The following is a 19,025-nucleotide window of genomic DNA, read 5'->3' as shown; positions in this document are numbered from 1 at the left end:
GTAACTGATATGATTACAGTACAAAGCGGGGTGCCGTTAAGCATGAACAGCGAATTCACCATTGCCGTACACAGTTTGGTTTACTTGGCTTTTCTGCCTGAGCGCATGGCTCCAAGCGAAGCCATTGCCGATAATGTCTCGACCAATCCTGCCAGAATCCGCAAGGTGATGAGCTGTTTGAAGCGAGGCGGTTATGTCGATACCAGGGAAGGCGCGGGAGGCGGATATCGGCTTACACTGGATCCGGCGATCGTCAACCTAGCCGACATTTACCGGTTAATGGCGCAAGGCTCCGTTATTCCGAGCTGGTGCTCGGGCAATCCAGAGATGGATTGCGTTGTCGGGTCGAACATGCGGGAAGTCATGGATGGGATCTTTTGCAGAGCGGAGAAGCAGCTGGAGAATTATTTCGGCGGCATTACGATCTCCGATGTGCTGGGTCAAATCAAGGAATGTGAAGAGTGTTGAACAAGGTGTGACGGGGTTTCCCTTCCCATAAGCTTGTGAACTTATAGTAGAGAGGATGATTGAATATGGCAGTAGCATTGACGAAAGACACATTCAACAAAAGCATCGAGAGCGGCGTAACGCTCGTTGATTTCTGGGCACCATGGTGCGGACCTTGCAAAATGCAGCTTCCAATCGTAGAAGAGCTTTCCGGCGAGCTTGCCGGAACAGCTACAATCGCTAAAATCAACGTGGACGAAGAGCCTGAATTGGCATCCCAATTCGGCGTGATGTCGATCCCGACACTGATTCTTTTCAAAGACGGTCAACCGGTTGACAAAATGGTTGGTCTGCAATCCAAAGACGCCCTGAAAAACAAAATTCAAGGCCAAATCTAAGCATTGCTTTACGAGCCCTCGCGCCTTCATGGTGTGAGGGTTTCGTTGTGTAAATACATATCCGATACCGAGAGGATTGGATTCATTTCTGCGTCTATATAGGTAGTGAATAAACCGTCAAGGGGGCAGGGTCTTCCATGCAGAACTGGCTCGCGCAGCTTCGTAAAGGCTATGGCAAGAAGTTAGCTAAGCTTCATTCCGTCAACGGTTGGATTGTCGTCATTCTGACGCTGACAGGATTGGTGTTGTTCCAAGGACTTTGGCGCGGCATTCTGGGTGAAGGCCGGGTCATCATTCGTTATGTGCATATCGTGGTCGGGATCGCTTCGCTGCTGCCGGTTGTGTTCTATTTGGCGCTGGCCGCGAAACACTGGAAACAGCTGAAGGGGAAGGCGTGGCAGAAAGCCAATGTCATCATCGTACTGGGTCTGCTGGTCGGGTGGCTGCTGTCGGGCGTGCTTCTGTGGCAATTCAAGGCGGTTGGCCCGGCATGGTCGAGCACGGCGCTCACCATTCATGACCTGCTGACGTGGATCGGACTTCCTTATATCATCTACCACTCCGTCACAAGGCTGAAATGGCTCAAGGAGCCGCATCGCCGCACGATCAAGACGGGACAGCAAGGAGAAGGCGTTCATCCGGCGGCCAGACCGGAGGCGGTCATGTCGAGGCGTTCGTTTATTCGGGTTACGGTAGGAGCGGGGATTGCCATCGCGATCGGGCCTTCTTTTCTAAAATGGCTCGGCAACCAGGCGTCGCCCGGCGCGAATCTCGAGGAGATCATAGAATCAGATGCGAACTCGCTCATTCCCGCACCGCAGCCCCTTCCGGCCTCTTCGCCGCCGATTGGCGGGGGGAGCCGCGGCTCGTTCCGGATTTATACGGTGACGCCGATTCCGGAGTTCGACAACAGCACCTTCAGTTTCATTGTCGATGGTCTGGTGGAGAAACGGCTGCAGTGGAACTGGGAGCAGTTTGTGGCGCTGAAGCGGGAAGTGCAAGTGAGCGATTTTCACTGCGTGACCGGCTGGTCCGTTCTCGGCAACACGTGGGAAGGCATCAAGCTCAAGGATTTCTTGAAGATGGCGGGCGTGAAGCCGTCCGCGAAAACCGTAAAGCTGTACTCCGGCGACGGCGTATATACGGACTCGCTAACCCTCGAACAGGCCGATATGGATGATGTCATGGTAGCGGTGCTGCACGATGGCAAGCCGATCCCAAGCGACCTCGGCGGTCCGGTGCGGCTGATCGTGCCGAAGATGTATGCGTATAAGTCGGTCAAATGGCTGAACCGGATTGAGCTGATTGACGGGAATCACACCGGGTACTGGGAAGAACGCGGCTATGATATTGATGCATGGGTGTAGGGAGCGGCAAACGTTTTGCTTTGAAAAATAGGTTTGACATTCACGTTACGTAAAGGTGTAGAGTGAGGTTGTCGGGAGGTGACGAAGGTGGAATATACAGTTCAGAAGCTGGGCAGGCTCGCGGGAATCAGTACGAGGACGCTGCGGTTCTATGATGAAGTAGGCATTCTTAAGCCGGCAAGAATGAATTCTTCAGGTTACCGTATCTATGGTCAGGCGGAGGTCGACAGGCTGCAGCAGATTTTATTTTATCGGGAGCTTGGCGTTAGTCTGGATCGCATTAAAGAGCTTCTGACTGATCCGTCCTTCAATGGCACCGCGGCCTTAATTCAGCACCGGGAACAGCTTCTCGACAGAAGACGGCAGCTCGATGCGCTGATCGCAAACGTAGATCAAACCATCGCTGCGGCTGAAGGGAGAATCTCGATGAGTGACAAACAGAAATTCGAAGGCTTTAAGCAGCGCCTGATTGACGAGAACGAGCAGAAATACGGCAAGGAAGCGCGCGAGAAATACGGCGATGACGCCGTCAACAAGTCGAATGCGAAGGTCAAGGGCATGTCGCAGGAAGACCACGAGCGGGTAACTCGTCTGGCTGAGGAAATTAAGGAGACGCTGGCGGAGGCTTTCAAGCAAGGCGATCCGGCGGGCGAGCTCGCGCAGAAGACTGCCGATATGCACCGTCAATGGCTCGGCTTTTATTGGCCGCAGTACACCAAGGAAGCTCATGCTAATCTGTCGCAAATGTATGTGGACGATGAACGGTTCAAAGCGTATTACGACGTGGATCGCCCGGGAGCAGCTGAGTTTCTGCGCGATGCGATTCATATCTATACAGGCGTAAGTAAGCCGTAGGCGACGTTGTCGCTGCGGGATGTGCTATCGAGGAAGGAAAAGGGTGCCCCCGGATCGGTGATGATCCGGCGGGGCACCCTTCTTAATTGTGCCGCTGTATCGCAGAGGGAGGGTCCGCGAGATCGGCTTACTTATCGGTTTTCTTCTTCACATGGTTGAAGTTGGTGACGGACTTGGCATCCTCGAGCGTATCGTTGACGAAGGCCATGTCCTGATTCTTGGCGTGCATCTTGGTTGTGCCTTTGTAGTTGCCTTTATGGGTTTGGTTTTCCATGTCGGTTCACCTCCGAAGGATGGTCGCACATGAGGTAGTATGTTCGGAAGTCGGGGGTGGCATGCGGATGAAGGCGAACGTTTGGAAGCCGAACAATTTCTCCAATATTAGCGGATTAACGTGGAAAATCAAACATTTACAAGCTGCGAATCCGCGGAGTCTCCTTTTTTATTTGCCCCCCTTCATGTATAATGTCATGAGATTGTTTAATACGGAACAGGGGTGTCTTCATACATGGCTTTGAAAGCTGGAATCGTCGGACTGCCGAACGTAGGTAAATCGACTTTATTTAATGCAATAACGCAAGCGGGCGCGGAGTCCGCGAACTATCCGTTCTGTACGATCGACCCGAACGTAGGCGTCGTTGAAGTGCCGGATGAGCGTCTTGATAAATTGACGGAGCTTGTTGTGCCGAACAAGACCGTTCCGACTGCTTTTGAATTCATCGATATTGCGGGTATTGTAAAAGGCGCGAGCAAAGGCGAAGGCCTCGGCAACAAGTTTCTTGCGCACATCCGCGAAGTGGATGCGATCGTACACGTCGTTCGCTGTTTCCAAGATGACAACATCACGCACGTTTCCGGTAAAGTGGATCCGATCGGCGATATCAACACGATTAACTTGGAGTTGATTTTGGCGGATATCGATTCCGTGGATCGGAAGATCGAGCGTTCCCGCAAGAACCTCAAAGGCGGCGACAAGAAGGTCGTGCAAGAGGTGGAAACCCTTGAGCGCGTAAAAGAAGCGTTGTACAACGATCTGCCTGCGCGCAGTCTTGACCTCTCCGAGGATGAGAAAGCGATCATTCGCGATCTTCACCTGCTGACGATGAAGCCTGTACTATATGCGGCTAACGTTAGCGAAGGCGAAGCGGCAAACTCCGACGGCAACAGCTACGTGGAGTTGGTACGTGAATTCGCAAAAGCGGAAGGCGCGGAAGTGGTGCCGATCAGCGCGAAGGTAGAGTCCGAAATCGCCGAGCTTGAAGGCGAAGACAAAGAAATGTTCCTGGAGGAGCTTGGCCTCACGGAATCCGGCCTTAACCGCCTGATCCGCGCAGCTTACAAGCTGCTCGGTCTGTACACCTACTTCACGGCAGGCGTACAAGAAGTGCGTGCGTGGACGATTCGCAAAGGCATGAAGGCGCCGCAAGCGGCAGGCGTTATTCATACCGATTTCGAGCGCGGCTTTATCCGTGCTGAGGTTGTGTCCTACGAAGATCTGATGGCGGCGGGCTCCATGAATGCTGCGAAGGAAAAAGGACAGCTTCGCCTTGAAGGTAAAGAATACGTGGTGCAAGACGGAGACGTTATGCATTTCCGTTTCAACGTGTAGCGACTGAATGATTGGTTTTAGGGCCCGAAATTCTCGGGTCCTTTTGCTATGCTTGCGGAAGCCCGTGCTAAAGTCGGCAAATTAACCAGAATTGTCACGTTTATGGTTTGTAGTGCGTTATGTTATACTAAAGGAACAATCAATTGGATTTATTCTAAAGTAGAGGTGAATGACAGTGTTGGACCGTTTACAGGCACTCGCTGACCGGTATGAGAAATTGAGCGAGCTGTTGTGCGATCCGGATGTGGCTAGCGATCCGAAGAAGCTGCGCGACTACTCCAAGGAGCAGTCAGACTTGCAAGCTCCTTATGAGGCATATACGGAATACAAGCAAGTATCCGAGCAGCTTGATGAAGCGAAAATCATGCAGAACGAGAAGCTTGATGAAGAAATGCGCGAAATGGTGAAGATGGAAATCGATGAACTGAGCGCGCGCCAGGCTGAGCTGGAAGAACATATTCATGTTCTCTTGCTGCCGAAAGACCCGAATGACGATAAGAACGTTATCGTAGAGATCCGCGGCGCTGCCGGCGGCGACGAAGCGGCATTGTTCGCATCGGATTTGTACCGCATGTATATGAAGTTTGCGGATACCCAAGGCTGGCGCGTAGAGCTGCTGGAATTCAGCGAAAGCGATCTTGGCGGCTTCAAAGAGGTTATCTTCATGGTAACCGGCAAAGGCGCCTACAGTAAGCTGAAATTCGAAAGCGGCGCGCACCGCGTTCAGCGGATTCCGGTAACGGAGTCCGGCGGCCGGATTCATACATCGACTTCGACCGTAGCGGTTATGCCGGAGGTTGAAGAGGTCGAGATCGAAATCCTCGATAAAGATATTCGGGTCGATACGTTCTGCTCCAGCGGTGCAGGCGGTCAGTCCGTTAATACAACGAAATCAGCCGTTCGCGTCCTTCACGTTCCGACGGGCATCATGGCTCAGTGTCAAGATGGCAAGTCGCAGAACGAGAACAAAGCGAAGGCGCTTCAAGTTCTTCGTGCGCGGATTTCGGATATCAAGCGCCAAGAAGAGGAAGCCAAGTATGCCGGCGAACGCAAAAGCAAAGTCGGTACAGGCGACCGCAGCGAGCGGATTCGGACGTACAACTATCCGCAAAGCCGCGTAACGGATCACCGTATCGGCCTTACGCTGCACAAGCTCGACTCCGTGCTGAACGGCGACATGGAAGAGATCATCAATGCGCTGACATTGACGGCTCAGACGGAATTGATGGAGCGCGAGAATCTGGTTTAAGCGCGGAAGCTTGAATAGATGGAAGAAACGGGAGCGGCCTAGGCTGCTCCCGTTTGTGTAGCTTGGCGAGGTGGAAGGTGCGTCGCTGGTATGTGGCGGTGACAGAAGGAAGCGAGCGAATATCGAGATGAACGTAGATCGAGATGACAGCGTCAGAACAATGCGAGCGGATCTCTAGAAAAATTATTTTTAGGGAAATCGCGCGTGCAGCGTTGATTGTTGAGTTTGAGTATAAGGGAGTGTTTGTTGTGGAGGACAATGGTCTAGCCGGAGGCGGGGCGTTGCTTACGATTGGGGAAGTCTGCGTGCGAGCGACGAAAATGCTGGAGGCCCGTGGTATCAGCGAACCTCGCAATAACGCGGAATTGCTGCTGCTGCATGTGCTCGGAATGGAGCGGGCCGCGCTGATCCGCGATTGGCGGGACCCTTTTCCGCAGCAGCACGCCGCTGAATGGGAAGCACTGCTTGCCCGCAAAGCAGCGGGCGAGCCTGTCCAGTATTTGATCGGCGAGCAGTGGTTCTACGGCTTGCCCTATCAGGTCACCCCTGCTGTGCTCATCCCGCGCCCGGAGACGGAGCTGCTCGTTGAAGCCGTGCTGGAAGCAGCGGATAAGCTGTGGCCGGAGGCAGCGGGGTCTGATGCGTGTATGCCGACGGTGGTTGACGTCGGCACAGGCAGTGGCGCCATTGGCGTGACGCTGGCAACGCTGCGTCCGCGGTGGCGCGTGTGCGCGTCCGATCTGTCGCCGGACGCGCTGGCTGTCGCCCGCACGAATGCGGAGAGCCACGGCGCAGCGGCGCGCATGACGTTCGTGCAGGGCGACCTGCTCGGGCCGTTCGCGCAGCTGCGGCCCGGGGAGCACCACGATGCACCGGGCAGCGTAGCCGGCCTGCGCATCGACGTGCTGGTCTCGAACCCGCCGTATATTCCGGCGGGGGACATTGCCGGCTTGCAGCCGGAAGTGCGCGACCATGAGCCGCGCCTCGCCCTGGATGGCGGAGATGATGGCCTGACGCCGTACAGGCGCATGGCGGAGCAGCTGCTGCAGCTGTCTTCGCTGCCGCGCATCGTCGGCTTCGAGCTTGGCATGGGCCAAGCAGAAGCTGTCGCCGACCTGCTCCGCGGCATCGGCGCATGGCGCGAAGTGCGCATCATCCCCGATTACGCGGGAATAGACCGCCACGTCCTGGCGGTGGAATAGTTTTTCGCGCGGATCACGCTCGCATCAGGAGCTGAGAGTACGAAAATCGAACTCTCAGCAGCGAAATAACGTGAAGATGAATCTGAAAGTTCCGAAATCGAACACTCAGCATCGCGGTCAGCGGAAAGCAGCTTGTATCGGGAGCTGAGAGTACAAAAATCGAACTCTCCGCACTGAAATAACGCGAAAATGAGCCTGAGAGTTCCGAAATCGAACTCTCGGGCTTTTTATCGTTTGGACAGGTGAACTCGTCGACGAGAGTGGTACAAAACAGCCCCTTTCCCCGTTGATAGCGGATATACCGCTAACAACGATCAAACTAGCTAATTTCTCCCCACTTAAGCGGCTATTTCGCGATTTAGGTATGGTTACCACCCGAAAAAGGACAAATAAGGCCGCTGACAACCGTTAGAGAAAATTCAGAGCGAAAATAGACGAAATCAGCGCTATGGCAACCGTTAGAGCAGAACACCTTCGCCTTCGCAGGGGGATATGCTTGAAGGTACCGTAGGTTGCTTTTTTCTATACTCTACGAAACTTTTTAATAGGTGGATTGATAGGTTTAGAGAGCCGCCGCGAGGGACATAATGGGGATATGATCGTTCCGGAACGCAAGCCGATGCACCGACGGGTGCCACAAAGGAGCTTGTCGTTATGATTCGCACTTATTCCCGTTTTCCTTATCGTCCGATTTATGGGTATGTTCTTCTTATCGCTGCAGTGTTGCTTATGAGCTGGGAAAGTCAACGTGCCGATGCGGCGATTGCCGGCGGCGGCATTCCGTCCGAATCCATTCGTCTGCGCATTCTGGCGAATTCGGATAACGCGTCTGATCAAGCGGTAAAACGCGAGGTTCGTGATGCCATCGTAGCCGAAATGAACAACTGGGTGGCTGGACCGCAAACGATCGAGGAAGCACGCGCCACAATCCTCAATCATATGAGCGACATCGAAGGCATTATTGCCGCCAAACTCAGCTCTCGTGGTTTTCACTATGGATTCAAAGCGGAACTCGGCCATGTGCCGTTTCCAACTAAAATATATGGCACCCAAGTGTACCCTGCCGGCAATTACGAAGCGCTACGCATCACTCTTGGCGCAGGTGCAGGACAAAACTGGTGGTGCGTGCTGTTCCCGCCGCTCTGCTTCGTGGATGCGGTAAGCGGGGAAGCGTCGTCTCCGGCGGTGGCCGCAACGGCAACTGTGAGTGCAAAAGCAGACAACGATGCCAAAGTAACTTCAGCCGCGGCAGATGCTCCTGCCAAAGATCAAGCTGCCGATCAAAACGTGCAAGAAGGCGAAGCGAAGCAGCCGGAAGTGAAGTTTTTTCTGTGGGAAATCTTCAAGTCGATCATGAGCTTTTTCCGCACCCTATTCAGCTAACTATAAGATAAGCTCAGTCGCGCACCCTGCGATTGGGCTTTTATTGTATAGGGATAGCCGTTTGGATGGCGCGAGGCGGCATATGGTATAATGGGGCAAAACAAAGCAGAAGCTGGGGATACGACATTGACCATCCATCTACGAAAAACATTACTGTGGGAAGTGGACAGCCACGACCCGCGCGACGGAGAACTTGACGAGGCTGCAGCCATGCTGCGAGAAGGCGGGACCGTTGCTTTTCCAACCGAAACGGTTTACGGGCTAGGTGCCGATGCACGTAGCACGGCGGCGGTGGAACGGATTTTCGAGGCAAAAGGGCGCCCCTCCGACAATCCGCTGATCGTTCATATCTCGGATCGCAAGCAGTTGGAGGAGCTGACGCTTCCGCTGGAGGGAGAGTCGGCTATACTTGCCGATAGGCTTATGGATCAATTCTGGCCGGGGCCGCTGACGATTGTGCTGCCGGTGAAGCCTGGGGCGGTGTCGCCGCGGGTGACAGCGGGACTTGCTACCGTTGCGGTGCGGATGCCTGCACATCCTGTGGCCTTGCAGCTTATTGCTGCTTCTGGATGTCCGCTGGCGGCACCTAGCGCGAATCGCTCCGGCCGTCCAAGTCCGACGCTGGCCTCGCATGTGCGAGATGACCTTAGCGGCCTAATTGACGGCATCGTCGATGGCGGCGCCGCAGGGGTAGGACTTGAATCGACCGTCGTCGAGGTGGACGGCGATCTTGTGCGGATCTTGCGCCCCGGCGGCGTGACGGCCGAAGCGCTTCGCGAAGTCGCGGCGCGGGTCGACTACGACGCCGTTGCCGCTCCGGGCGCCGGCATTGCCGCGTCCGCCGCCGCAGATGCTGCGCCTTCGGCGGCGGGAGCTCCTGCTGTCGAAGCGCAGGCGCCGCGCTCGCCCGGCATGAAATATGCGCATTACGCCCCGCAAGGGCTGATGCACTTGGTCAAGGGAGACGCTGACGCCGTCTCCGCCTACATTGAGGCGGAAGTCGGCGCAGCGAAAGCGCGCGGCGAGCGCACGGGCGTGCTCGCCTTTGCCGAGCATGCCGCTCGGTACGACGCCGACTGCGTGCTCGTCGTCGGCAGCCTGGCGCAGCTCGAAACGGCTGCGCACGGCCTCTACAATGCGCTGCGCGAGTTTGACAATCGCGGCGTACAGCGCATCTGGGCCGAAACCTGCACGGAGCAGGGGATCGGCCATGCGCTCATGAACCGCTTATCCAAAGCGGCCGGCCACGCGGTGGTCCACGTCTAGTGATGTTGATCTCCGCTCGCCGCGCCTAGCCGCGCAACAACCGCTCGCCGCGCCAAGCCCAGCGCGATCTCACTTACTCGCGGCCAACCCGCGCACCAAGCGCCTCCCGCATCCGCCGCCTCCCCCAGGTCATCTTTCCAACCTTGTCCGCATATGCTTGTGGAGAGGTTGCGGACAAGGAGAGGATGAAATGGTTGAGGCGGGCATGCATGCCGGACAATTGCTGACGCTGCTGATTATTGCTATGGCACTGGGTATGGACGCTTTTTCGCTGGGTGTCGGCATTGGGCTCAAGGGCATTCGGCTGATGGATATAGCAAAACTTAGCGCGATCATTGCGCTATTTCACATGGTAATGCCGCTCATGGGCATTTTCACGGGCAAATATGTCAGTACGCTGCTGGGCGGCGTGGCGACGACGGCTGCCGGTGCGCTGCTGCTCCTGCTTGGCGGCCATATGATCTACAGCTCGCTGCGCGGCGATGCGGTGGAGTCGATCGACTACCGAAGCTCATGGGGGATGCTGCTGTTCGCGCTAGGCGTGAGCATCGATTCCTTTTCCGTCGGCATCTCTCTTGGCATGTTCGATACGGACATGCTGCTGACCGTACTGCTGTTCGGCGTTGCAGGAGGATTGATGTCCGTATTTGGGCTGCTGCTCGGTCGTAAGGTGGGCACTAGTCTCGGCGGGTACGGGGAAGCGTGCGGCGGCGTCATTTTATTTACATTCGGATTGCTGTTCCTGTTCTGACAGAACGGCATTTTATAAGGAGTGAAATCAATCGTGAAACGGATTCTATTCGTGTGCACCGGAAATACGTGCCGTTCACCAATGGCTGAAGCGCTGCTTCGGGCGATGTCCCAGCAAAGGGGCATGCAGCTCGATGTTCGTTCCGCAGGCGTGTCCACGATCGATGGACTGCCTGTTTCCAATCATGCACGGACGGCGCTGTCCAGTCGCGATATTGTGCATGGCGGTACCTCGAAAGCGCTCGAAGGCGGCTCGATTGCGTGGGCTGATCTTATTTTGACGATGACCGCCAGCCATAAAAGGCAGCTGCTGCAGCATTTTCCGGCTGCGGTGGACAAGACGCATACGCTGCTTGAGTTCGTGAACACGGATCCCAACGTGCTGGCGAACATCGCCGAGCTGGAAGGGCTGTACTCGAACTGGCAGATTAAGCAGGCGCTGGGTCAGTCGCTGACTCCGCAGGAGCGGTCAAGGCTCCTTGAGCTGGAGCAGCAGATCCCGAGCTTCGACGTGGAAGATCCTTTCGGCGGCTCTCTGGCGATGTATGAGCAGAGCGCCAGCCAGATCGAAGACGCGCTCAACCGCCTTCTCGATCGACTGAAAGGATAAGTATAGTTTTCTGAAGGCCATTTCGTTGCTCCTTAAAAAGGGTAAAACTGCGCTCGCTGTCAAACGATGGCATGTGCCGTTTCTTCCGGCAACGATTGATTTTGACACCAAAATCCGTTATGATAAAAGCAACTAAAGACGGTTTCCGATGTAACTGGCGACGAAAGTGGGTTAAACCACGGTGGAGCATCGGATCATACGGCCGGTCGCCTGGGCAAAGAGCAGCGTGCGTAAGCATGCTTGCTCTTTTTTCGTCTTTTTCGGCGAAATCAGGTATACTAATGCCATTGTGAATCGACAATTTCCGCCATGCGCGGTTCTATTGGGAGGAATATGGATTATGAAAATCGCCATCGGCGCAGACCACGCGGGCTACCGCTTGAAAGATGAGCTGGTTCCGTTTATCAAATCGCTTGGCCACGAGATTGAGGACGTAGGCTGCGATTGCGACCAGTCCGTAGACTACCCGGATTATGCTCTTCCTGTTGCGGAGCTTGTCGCGCAAGGCAAGGCTGAACGCGGGATTCTCATTTGCGGTACGGGAATCGGCATGTCCATCGCGGCTAACAAAGTCAAAGGCATTCGCTGCGCACTGGTGCACGATATGTTCTCGGCTAAAGCAACCCGCGAGCACAACGACACCAACGTACTGGCAATGGGGGAACGCGTCATTGGCCCTGGCGTAGCGCAAGAGATTATTCGGATATGGCTCGAGACGCCGTTCTCGGGCGGCGAGCGTCATGTCGGCCGCGTGAACAAAGTGATGAAGCTTGAAGCACAATATGCCGATGCGGCAAAATCCGAGTAAGGGGCGTACCCAGCGATGAGCGAACACGACCACGACCACGGAATAAGCAGCATGGATTCGGCACAGCTGACCAAGGATGTAGAAACCGTTGTCCGCGAGCTTGCAGCCGCGTCCGGCATTCGCCAAGGACAGCTGCTTGTCATCGGCGTGTCGACCAGCGAAGTACTCGGCCAGCGGATCGGGACATCAGGCACGCCGGAAACGGCAGCCGCGATCTATGCGGGAGTCGAGAAGGTACGGCAAGAATTGCAGTTTTATCCGGTTTATCAGTGCTGCGAGCATTTGAATCGGGCGCTGGTTATGGAACGAGAAGCCGCCGAGCGGTATGGCTTGGAGCTCGTTTCGGCTATCCCCGTGCGCAAGGCCGGCGGCTCCATGGCAGCCTACGCGTTCCAAAAGCTGCAGGATGCCGTGCTGACCGAGACGGTTCAGGCCCATGCGGGCATCGATATCGGCGACACCTTCATCGGCATGCATTTGAAGCGTGTTGCGGTACCGGTGCGACCAACGATCCGAGCAATCGGATCCGCGCATTTGACGATGGCTTATACCCGTCCGAAGCTGATTGGCGGGGAACGAGCGGTTTACACGCGGGAAGCGGCAGGCCCGGCAACGGATGCCGGCACATGCGACTAATATATTTATTTTACTGAGGAGGACTTATCAACATGGAAAACCTACGTAAACAAGATCCTGAAATTATGAAAGCACTTGGCCTTGAGCTGCAGCGTCAACGCGACAACATCGAGCTTATCGCATCCGAGAACATCGTTTCCGAAGCGGTATTGGAAGCAATGGGCACTGTCCTGACGAACAAATACGCAGAAGGCTACCCGGGCAAACGTTACTACGGCGGCTGTGAGCATGTGGATATCGCGGAAGATATCGCACGCAACCGTGCCAAAGAATTGTTCGGTGCCGAGCACGCGAACGTACAGCCGCACTCCGGCGCACAAGCTAACATGGCGGTTTACCTGGCAGCACTAAACCCTGGCGACACGGTTCTTGGTATGAACCTTGCGCATGGCGGTCACTTGACGCACGGCAGCCCGGTTAACGCATCCGGTCTTCTGTACAACTTCGTGGCATACGGCGTTAACGAGAACACATTTACGATCGACTATGCGGAAGTACGCAAGCTGGCGTTCAAACACCGTCCGCGCATGATCGTTGCAGGCGCATCGGCTTACCCGCGCATCATCGATTTCGAAGAGCTTGGCCGTATCGCTAACGATGTAGGCGCATTGCTCTTCGTTGACATGGCGCATATCGCAGGTCTGGTAGCTGCAGGCTTGCACCCGAGCCCGGTTCCGCATGCACACTTTGTAACAACAACTACGCACAAAACGCTTCGCGGACCTCGCGGCGGTATGATCCTTTGCCGCAAAGCATGGGCGCAAGCAATCGATAAAGCAGTATTCCCGGGCTCCCAAGGCGGACCTCTGATGCACATTATCGCGGCTAAAGCAGTAGCTTTCGGCGAAGCGCTTCAGCCTTCGTTCAAAGAATACGGCAAGAACGTTGTCGACAACGCTAAGGCGCTTGCTGAAGGTTTGATCGAGAGAGGCATCAACATCGTTTCCGGCGGTACGGACAACCACTTGATGCTGATCGACCTTCGCAACCTGAACATCACAGGTAAAGACGCGGAGCACGTACTCGATTCCGTACAAATCACAGTCAACAAAAACGCGATTCCGTTCGATCCGACCAGCCCGTTCATCACTAGCGGTATCCGTATCGGTACACCTGCGGCGACTTCCCGCGGCATGGGCGTAGACGCAATGGCTACAATCGCAGAAGTAATCGCAATGACGCTCAAGAATCCGAAAGACGAGGCCGTTCTGGAAAAAGCACGCGGTATGGTCAGCGACCTCATGTCGCAATACCCGCTTTACCCTGGCATGACTTACTAATATCGGCTTGATCAAAAGGCGGCGCAGGGTTGATCTCTGTGCCGCCTTTTTTGCGTTTCGCAGCATGCTGCGAGCCGGAATCTGTAATCTGCGGGGGCATTGTCCCCCATACAACCGGACCTTCAACTCTAACGAATCGTAGAGGTCTTATTTCGCCCAAAACACCCTATTTATAAATCTAACGAATCCCACAGGTCTTATTTGGACTCAAAATGCCGGATTCCGCTCCAATTCGCTCAAATAAGACCACTACGATTCGTTAGAAAAATGAATGGTTCAATTTCGCTCAAATAAGACCGCTACGATTCGTTAGCGAGTCACCACAGCAACAAACTACCCCACCGCCGACAGCAGCACCTCTCGATGTCCAATTCTAGCTGCCCTGCCCGCATAATTACCTGTTTTCGACGTCTCGCGGCCCGTCATCCCACCGCCGTATTGTCCCGCGCACGCAGTCCGCAGTCGTCCAGCTATCCACCGCTTGCTGCCAGTTACCTCCATTCCACCGCCAACTGTCCACAGTGTGGCCAACTCGCGATCCCAACACTGTGCCATCGAGTGATCTCTGCCTGCAGCCATCCCGCTATTACACCACCACCCATGCGAATCACGCACTTCGCTCCCTTGTCGATAAATTTTTGTTGCAATCGCTTTCTTGCTGGTTATATAGTGAGAGTGCGAGTCAATCCGAAACGTTTCGGTGCGGGCCGTAATCGGATGAAAACGAAGGAGTCGAACCGATCATGAAACTTGGAATCATTGCAGATTATCGTGTTGAAAGCTTCGATTATGCGGCCAATCTCGGCTTGGCCTTTTTAGAGTTTTGCGTCAATGTGGGCACGCCAGCTTCTACTTTCACGAGCCTTGTACCGGAGCTGAAAGCCGCGAGTGAGCGGACAGGCGTTGCGGTTGCTTCCATCGGACGCTGGGGTCCGGATCGAATCAACAAGGATGGCAGCATCAACGAAGAGGAGCTGAAGGCATCCCAAGCGCTTATCGACGCGTGCCAGGAGCTTGGTTGCCCGGTATTCGTAGGCGGCTGCAATTACATCGAAGAGCTGTCCTATTACGATAACATCACGGCGGCGATTAACTACTTCTCTATCCTGATTGAATACGGCAAAACGCGCGGAATCGCCATTGCGACGTACAACTGCCACTGGAACAATTACATCGTGGACGATGCAGCGTGGAAGCTCATTCACGGCCATTTGCCGGAGCTTGGCATCAAGTACGATCCTTCGCATGCCCGTTATGCCGGACAAGATTACTTGAAAGAAATCGTGGATTGGGGCTCGCGCATCAAGCATATCCACATCAAAGGCTCGGTCATCATTGACGGCAAACGTTTCGACGATCCGCCGGCCGGCATGGATCAAACGGATTGGGGCACGTTCATGGCTATCCTGTACGGGGTTGGCTACCAAGGCGGACTGAGCATCGAACCGCATTCCCACACCTGGACGGGCGAGCTCGGCGACAAAGGCGTGCAGTTCACGATCGATTACTTTAACCGCCTGCTGCTTCGGGGTTAATTAAGAGGATGGCAAAAGGGCTAGCCAAGCCCTAATGCCATCTTTTTTATTCCATTGACACCTCACTGGCTCATTTATGGCTGTCCCTATAGGCAACTCGAAACCCAAATGATGCCTAAAATGCAACATTTCCACCTTTCTGACCGTAAAACACCAAGAATGTTGCGCGAAAGGCAACATTCTCTTGGAAAATGAACTTTTAAACGCTATAACGGGGCTAAATGTTGCATATTACGCAACATATCTAACTTCCCGATCGCAAGTAGTTGTTTTTGTTGCACTTCGTGCAACATTTGCTACTACGAAGGCGGCTCGGAAGTGTCGGAGGTGACTGGGGGGTGTCGAAGGTGACTGCGAGGTGTCGAAGGTGTCTCGGAAATGTTGAAGGTGCCTCGAAGGTGCCTCCAAAGTGTCTCGAAGATGTTTGAGGTGCAATGCACTTCAGGGACATCATCACCCCCGAATCTTTTCCTGAATTTAGCGAAAAATAATCAGCACATCAGCCTCGGCATGATATGATGGCCCTATATCCCAACAAAGGCGGTGAGCCTCCGACGTATGAGCATTTTTGGATTTGTTTTCATCCTTATATTAGTCTTTATTGTCATCAAGCTCTTCCAATCCCGAGGGACCCAGCAGCAACGATCAAGCGGGTTCAACGCGCGCAACGGCGCTCGCCGATCTTCTACACCGCCGATGCGCAAGCCTCCGGAATATCTCGGCGTACCCGAGGGACATCCGGCACGGTCGGCTGCCGAGCGGCTCGAAGCCGCGCTGTCGCCGGACTTTGAAGCGCGCGTGAAAGACCGCGTACTGAAGCGCACCCCAAGCATGCGCGAGGGGGAATGGCAGTGGCAGTGGTTTGAGCTGAAGCGTTATTTTCTCATGTGCGGGGTGCTTCGGAATGTTCCGATGTACAGCGTGCGCGTAGATGAAGTGTGGCATGAAATGCTGATGTTCACCCGGGAGTATGAGCAGTTCTGTAAGCAGTTTTGCGGAGGGACGATCCATCATGCTCCGCACGGTTCGGATGCGAAGCCTGCAGCCGGAGAACGCGCCTGGTTCGATTGGATTTACGGGGAGCTGTTCCTGCCTGTGCCGGTAAGCGGTCAGCTATGGGGAGCTTTTTATCGCACTCCGCTGCCAAGGGAGCTCATGGATGAGCTGGAAACGGGAGATCCTTCCGAGCTGCGCAGCAAACGTTTCAATGAGAAGGCAGCAGCCCAGTTCGACGATTTGAATGCGACCATCGATTACTTAATTGAGCGTGGAAGAAAGCTCGCATCTTCCAAAGACGAACCCATCCACAACCGTGTCGCAGACTCTTCCGACATGATGTCGACAGGAATGCTCTCGGGGATGTTTTTCTACTCTTCATTCGGGCCGGTCGACAACTTTCATAATCAGATGGATGAGAATCAAACCGACGAACAGCGTGACGCGAACGGCTCGGGCTCGGATCCGATTTGCAGCGGCGCCGATCAGGATTCCACTGACTTTAATGACGGCGGCTTCGATGGCGGCGGCGGAAGTTCCTGCTCAGGCGGAGGCGATTCAGGTGGCGGCGGCGATTCCGGAGGCGGTTCATCCTGCGGAAGCAGCTGTGGCGGCAGTAGTTGAGACAGAGACCAGGTTCACGTAATTCATGCCTCTTTCGGGTATACTTTGCATGTGTTTCTTGCGCTCCATGGCCCAGATAGCACATTGATGCGCCGAATGTTATAATAGTCAGTTGAAGAAGCATTTCAGGAGGATGAATAGAACTATGGGCAATCTCACAATTTGCGACCATCCGCTTATTCAGCATAAGCTGACCTTTATTCGCGACAAAGATACGAAGACCAAGGATTTCCGTGAACTGGTCGATGAAGTCGCCACGATGATGGCGTATGAAATTACAAGAGATTTACCGCTGGAGACGACTACCGTCACGACGCCCGTCATTGAAGCGACGAGCAAAATCGTGTCCGGACGCATGGTGGGACTCATTCCGATTTTGCGCGCGGGACTCGGGATGGTGGAGGGCATGCTCAAGCTGATTCCTTCGGCTAAAGTCGGTCACATTGGGCTGTTCCGCAATCCGGAAACGCTCGAGCCGGTTGAGTATTACGTCAATCTGCCGGCTGATGCAACGGAGCGTCAGTTGATTGTAATTGATCCGATGCTCGCTACGGGCGGATCGGCGAACGCGGCCATTCAAGCGCTGAAGACGCGCGGCTGCACGCAGATCAAGCTAATGTGCCTCATCGCCGCACCGGAAGGTGTGGCGGCTGTGCAGAAGGCGCATCCGGATGTCGATATTTTCTTGGCTTCGCTCGACAGCCATCTTAACGATCACGGCTACATCGTACCAGGTCTGGGCGACGCCGGTGACCGTATGTTTGGCACCAAATAATCAGGCGTCTGCATCTGGGGGCACTATTTGCTACGCTACAATTAGGAGTGACATGCTTTGGCTAAAATTAAAGTGATGACGATATTCGGCACCCGACCGGAAGCGGTGAAGATGGCGCCATTGGTACTGGAGCTGGAGAAGCATCCGGAGGAGATTGAGTCCGTTGTCTGCGTAACGGCGCAGCATCGCCAAATGCTCGATCAAGTGCTCGATTTCTTCAAAATCACGCCGGAATACGATCTGAACGTCATGAAAGATCGCCAGACGCTGACGGAGACGACCGTCAAAGTGCTTGAGGGCCTGGAGCCGATTCTACGTGAAGCGAAACCGGACATCGTACTGGTGCATGGCGATACACAGACTTGTTTCTTGGCCAGCTACGCTTCCTTCGTGCAGCAGATTCAAGTTGGACATGTTGAAGCAGGGCTGCGCACGTGGAACAAGATGTCTCCGTATCCGGAAGAGATGAACCGTCAACTGGCCGGCGTTCTATCGGATGTGCATTTCGCGCCGACGGACAGAGCGGCAGACAATCTGCGCAAAGAGAACAAATCGGAGTCTGCGATCTACATAACCGGCAACACGGCGACAGACGTATTCCAATACACGGTGGACAAATCCTTCACGCATCCCGTTATCGAATGGGCGGCGGGCAAGCGCATGATTCTGATGACGGCTCATCGCCGCGAAGCGCTGGGCGAGCCTCATCGCAATATTTTCCGCGCGGTGAAACGGATTGCCGACGAGTTCGAAGATGTTGTTGTCGTGTATGCGGTGCACTTGAATCCTGCCGTTCGCGAGCCGGCGAATGAAATCCTTGGCAATCATCCGCGTATTAAGCTGATCGAGCCGCTCGACGTGTTTGAATTCCATAACTTCTACCCGCACACGTACATGATTATGACGGATTCAGGCGGTTTGCAGGAAGAGGCGCCGTCCTTCGGCGTTCCGACCTTGGTGCTTCGTGATACGACCGAGCGTCCTGAAGGTATCGATGCAGGGACGTTGGAGCTTGTCGGCACCGACGAAGAGGTCGTTTATGAGCGCGCTCATGCGCTGCTTTCCGACAAGAACCTCTATGACAAAATGAGCCAAGCAGCCAATCCTTATGGCGATGGGCAAGCATCTGTTCGCATTGTACAGGCGATCCTGCATCATTTTGGAAAAACGGACAAGCGTCCGGAGTCGTTCACACAACGTTCATAGTTTACAACGGTAGGATAGCATTCCGAGGA

General features: G+C 54.7%; 20 protein-coding genes and 1 riboswitch. Of the genes, 18 read left to right on the top strand and 2 right to left on the bottom strand.

Annotated features, from left to right (window positions below):
* Window positions 1-42 precede the first annotated feature (42 nt).
* From I8J30_RS19260 to I8J30_RS19245, 4 genes are all read left to right on the top strand, one after another.
* On the top strand, window positions 43-468 hold the full coding sequence (locus I8J30_RS19260) for an RrF2 family transcriptional regulator (RefSeq protein ID WP_091225085.1): 426 nt from the start codon (window positions 43-45) through the stop codon (window positions 466-468).
* A gap of 65 nt (window positions 469-533) precedes the next feature.
* Complete coding sequence (gene trxA / locus I8J30_RS19255) at window positions 534-845, top strand: thioredoxin (protein ID WP_090982163.1); 312 nt, start codon at window positions 534-536, stop codon at window positions 843-845.
* 137 nt (window positions 846-982) lie between these two features.
* Complete coding sequence (locus I8J30_RS19250) at window positions 983-2,212, top strand: molybdopterin-dependent oxidoreductase (protein ID WP_210660845.1); 1,230 nt, start codon at window positions 983-985, stop codon at window positions 2,210-2,212.
* Between the two features lie 87 nt (window positions 2,213-2,299).
* Window positions 2,300-3,067 carry a MerR family transcriptional regulator gene (locus tag I8J30_RS19245; protein WP_210660843.1) on the top strand — a complete coding sequence of 256 codons (768 nt, stop codon included), beginning with the start codon at window positions 2,300-2,302 and terminating at the stop codon, window positions 3,065-3,067.
* A gap of 127 nt (window positions 3,068-3,194) precedes the next feature.
* Here I8J30_RS19245 and I8J30_RS19240 read toward each other — a convergent pair whose 3' ends face one another.
* Window positions 3,195-3,341, bottom strand: a complete 147-nt coding sequence (locus I8J30_RS19240; RefSeq protein WP_210660841.1) for a hypothetical protein — start codon at window positions 3,339-3,341, stop codon at window positions 3,195-3,197.
* A gap of 234 nt (window positions 3,342-3,575) precedes the next feature.
* Between I8J30_RS19240 and ychF the strand changes: the two genes are divergently transcribed.
* The 10 genes from ychF (at window position 3,576) to I8J30_RS19190 (ending at window position 13,860) form a co-directional block, all read left to right on the top strand.
* Window positions 3,576-4,676: a redox-regulated ATPase YchF gene (ychF, locus tag I8J30_RS19235; RefSeq protein WP_091224928.1), complete on the top strand. Its 1,101-nt coding sequence runs from the start codon at window positions 3,576-3,578 to the stop codon at window positions 4,674-4,676.
* Between the two features lie 175 nt (window positions 4,677-4,851).
* A complete protein-coding gene (gene prfA / locus I8J30_RS19230) occupies window positions 4,852-5,925 on the top strand; it encodes a peptide chain release factor 1 (protein ID WP_210660839.1) in 1,074 nt (357 codons plus the stop codon).
* 281 nt (window positions 5,926-6,206) lie between these two features.
* Window positions 6,207-7,127: a peptide chain release factor N(5)-glutamine methyltransferase gene (gene prmC / locus I8J30_RS19225; RefSeq protein WP_276316158.1), complete on the top strand. Its 921-nt coding sequence runs from the start codon at window positions 6,207-6,209 to the stop codon at window positions 7,125-7,127.
* 654 nt (window positions 7,128-7,781) lie between these two features.
* Window positions 7,782-8,510, top strand: a complete 729-nt coding sequence (gene spoIIR, locus I8J30_RS19220) for a stage II sporulation protein R (RefSeq protein ID WP_210660835.1) — start codon at window positions 7,782-7,784, stop codon at window positions 8,508-8,510.
* 90 nt (window positions 8,511-8,600) lie between these two features.
* Window positions 8,601-9,776, top strand: coding sequence for an L-threonylcarbamoyladenylate synthase (locus tag I8J30_RS19215; RefSeq protein WP_210660833.1), 1,176 nt, complete (start codon window positions 8,601-8,603; stop codon window positions 9,774-9,776).
* 190 nt (window positions 9,777-9,966) lie between these two features.
* Complete coding sequence (locus I8J30_RS19210) at window positions 9,967-10,527, top strand: manganese efflux pump MntP (protein ID WP_210660832.1); 561 nt, start codon at window positions 9,967-9,969, stop codon at window positions 10,525-10,527.
* Window positions 10,528-10,560: 33 nt separating this feature from the next.
* Window positions 10,561-11,136, top strand: coding sequence for a low molecular weight protein arginine phosphatase (locus tag I8J30_RS19205; RefSeq protein ID WP_210660830.1), 576 nt, complete (start codon window positions 10,561-10,563; stop codon window positions 11,134-11,136).
* 140 nt (window positions 11,137-11,276) lie between these two features.
* Window positions 11,277-11,359: riboswitch (ZMP/ZTP riboswitch) on the top strand.
* Between the two features lie 117 nt (window positions 11,360-11,476).
* Window positions 11,477-11,944 carry a ribose 5-phosphate isomerase B gene (rpiB, locus tag I8J30_RS19200; protein ID WP_210660828.1) on the top strand — a complete coding sequence of 156 codons (468 nt, stop codon included), beginning with the start codon at window positions 11,477-11,479 and terminating at the stop codon, window positions 11,942-11,944.
* A 15-nt stretch (window positions 11,945-11,959) separates the two neighbouring features.
* A complete protein-coding gene (locus I8J30_RS19195) occupies window positions 11,960-12,580 on the top strand; it encodes a TIGR01440 family protein (RefSeq protein ID WP_420831237.1) in 621 nt (206 codons plus the stop codon).
* 32 nt (window positions 12,581-12,612) lie between these two features.
* On the top strand, window positions 12,613-13,860 hold the full coding sequence (locus tag I8J30_RS19190; RefSeq protein WP_210660826.1) for a serine hydroxymethyltransferase: 1,248 nt from the start codon (window positions 12,613-12,615) through the stop codon (window positions 13,858-13,860).
* A 333-nt stretch (window positions 13,861-14,193) separates the two neighbouring features.
* Here I8J30_RS19190 and I8J30_RS19185 read toward each other — a convergent pair whose 3' ends face one another.
* Window positions 14,194-14,439, bottom strand: coding sequence for a hypothetical protein (locus I8J30_RS19185; RefSeq protein ID WP_210660824.1), 246 nt, complete (start codon window positions 14,437-14,439; stop codon window positions 14,194-14,196).
* A gap of 164 nt (window positions 14,440-14,603) precedes the next feature.
* On the opposite strand from I8J30_RS19185, the gene I8J30_RS19180 reads away from it, so the two are divergent.
* The 4 genes from I8J30_RS19180 (at window position 14,604) to wecB (ending at window position 18,996) form a co-directional block, all read left to right on the top strand.
* The gene (locus I8J30_RS19180; RefSeq protein WP_210660822.1) at window positions 14,604-15,395 is read left to right on the top strand and encodes a sugar phosphate isomerase/epimerase family protein; all 792 of its coding nucleotides are present in this window, start codon (window positions 14,604-14,606) and stop codon (window positions 15,393-15,395) included.
* 558 nt (window positions 15,396-15,953) lie between these two features.
* On the top strand, window positions 15,954-17,015 hold the full coding sequence (locus tag I8J30_RS19175; protein WP_210660820.1) for a glycine-rich domain-containing protein: 1,062 nt from the start codon (window positions 15,954-15,956) through the stop codon (window positions 17,013-17,015).
* A 145-nt stretch (window positions 17,016-17,160) separates the two neighbouring features.
* The gene (gene upp, locus I8J30_RS19170; RefSeq protein WP_091224939.1) at window positions 17,161-17,790 is read left to right on the top strand and encodes a uracil phosphoribosyltransferase; all 630 of its coding nucleotides are present in this window, start codon (window positions 17,161-17,163) and stop codon (window positions 17,788-17,790) included.
* A 57-nt stretch (window positions 17,791-17,847) separates the two neighbouring features.
* A complete protein-coding gene (wecB, locus tag I8J30_RS19165) occupies window positions 17,848-18,996 on the top strand; it encodes a non-hydrolyzing UDP-N-acetylglucosamine 2-epimerase (protein ID WP_276316157.1) in 1,149 nt (382 codons plus the stop codon).
* Window positions 18,997-19,025 lie beyond the last annotated feature (29 nt).

It is taken from the genome of Paenibacillus lignilyticus, from assembly GCF_017942085.1.
In the GTDB taxonomy this organism is placed as follows: domain Bacteria; phylum Bacillota; class Bacilli; order Paenibacillales; family Paenibacillaceae; genus Paenibacillus_Z; species Paenibacillus_Z lignilyticus.
This window is presented reverse-complemented; position numbering and strand designations above follow the sequence as displayed.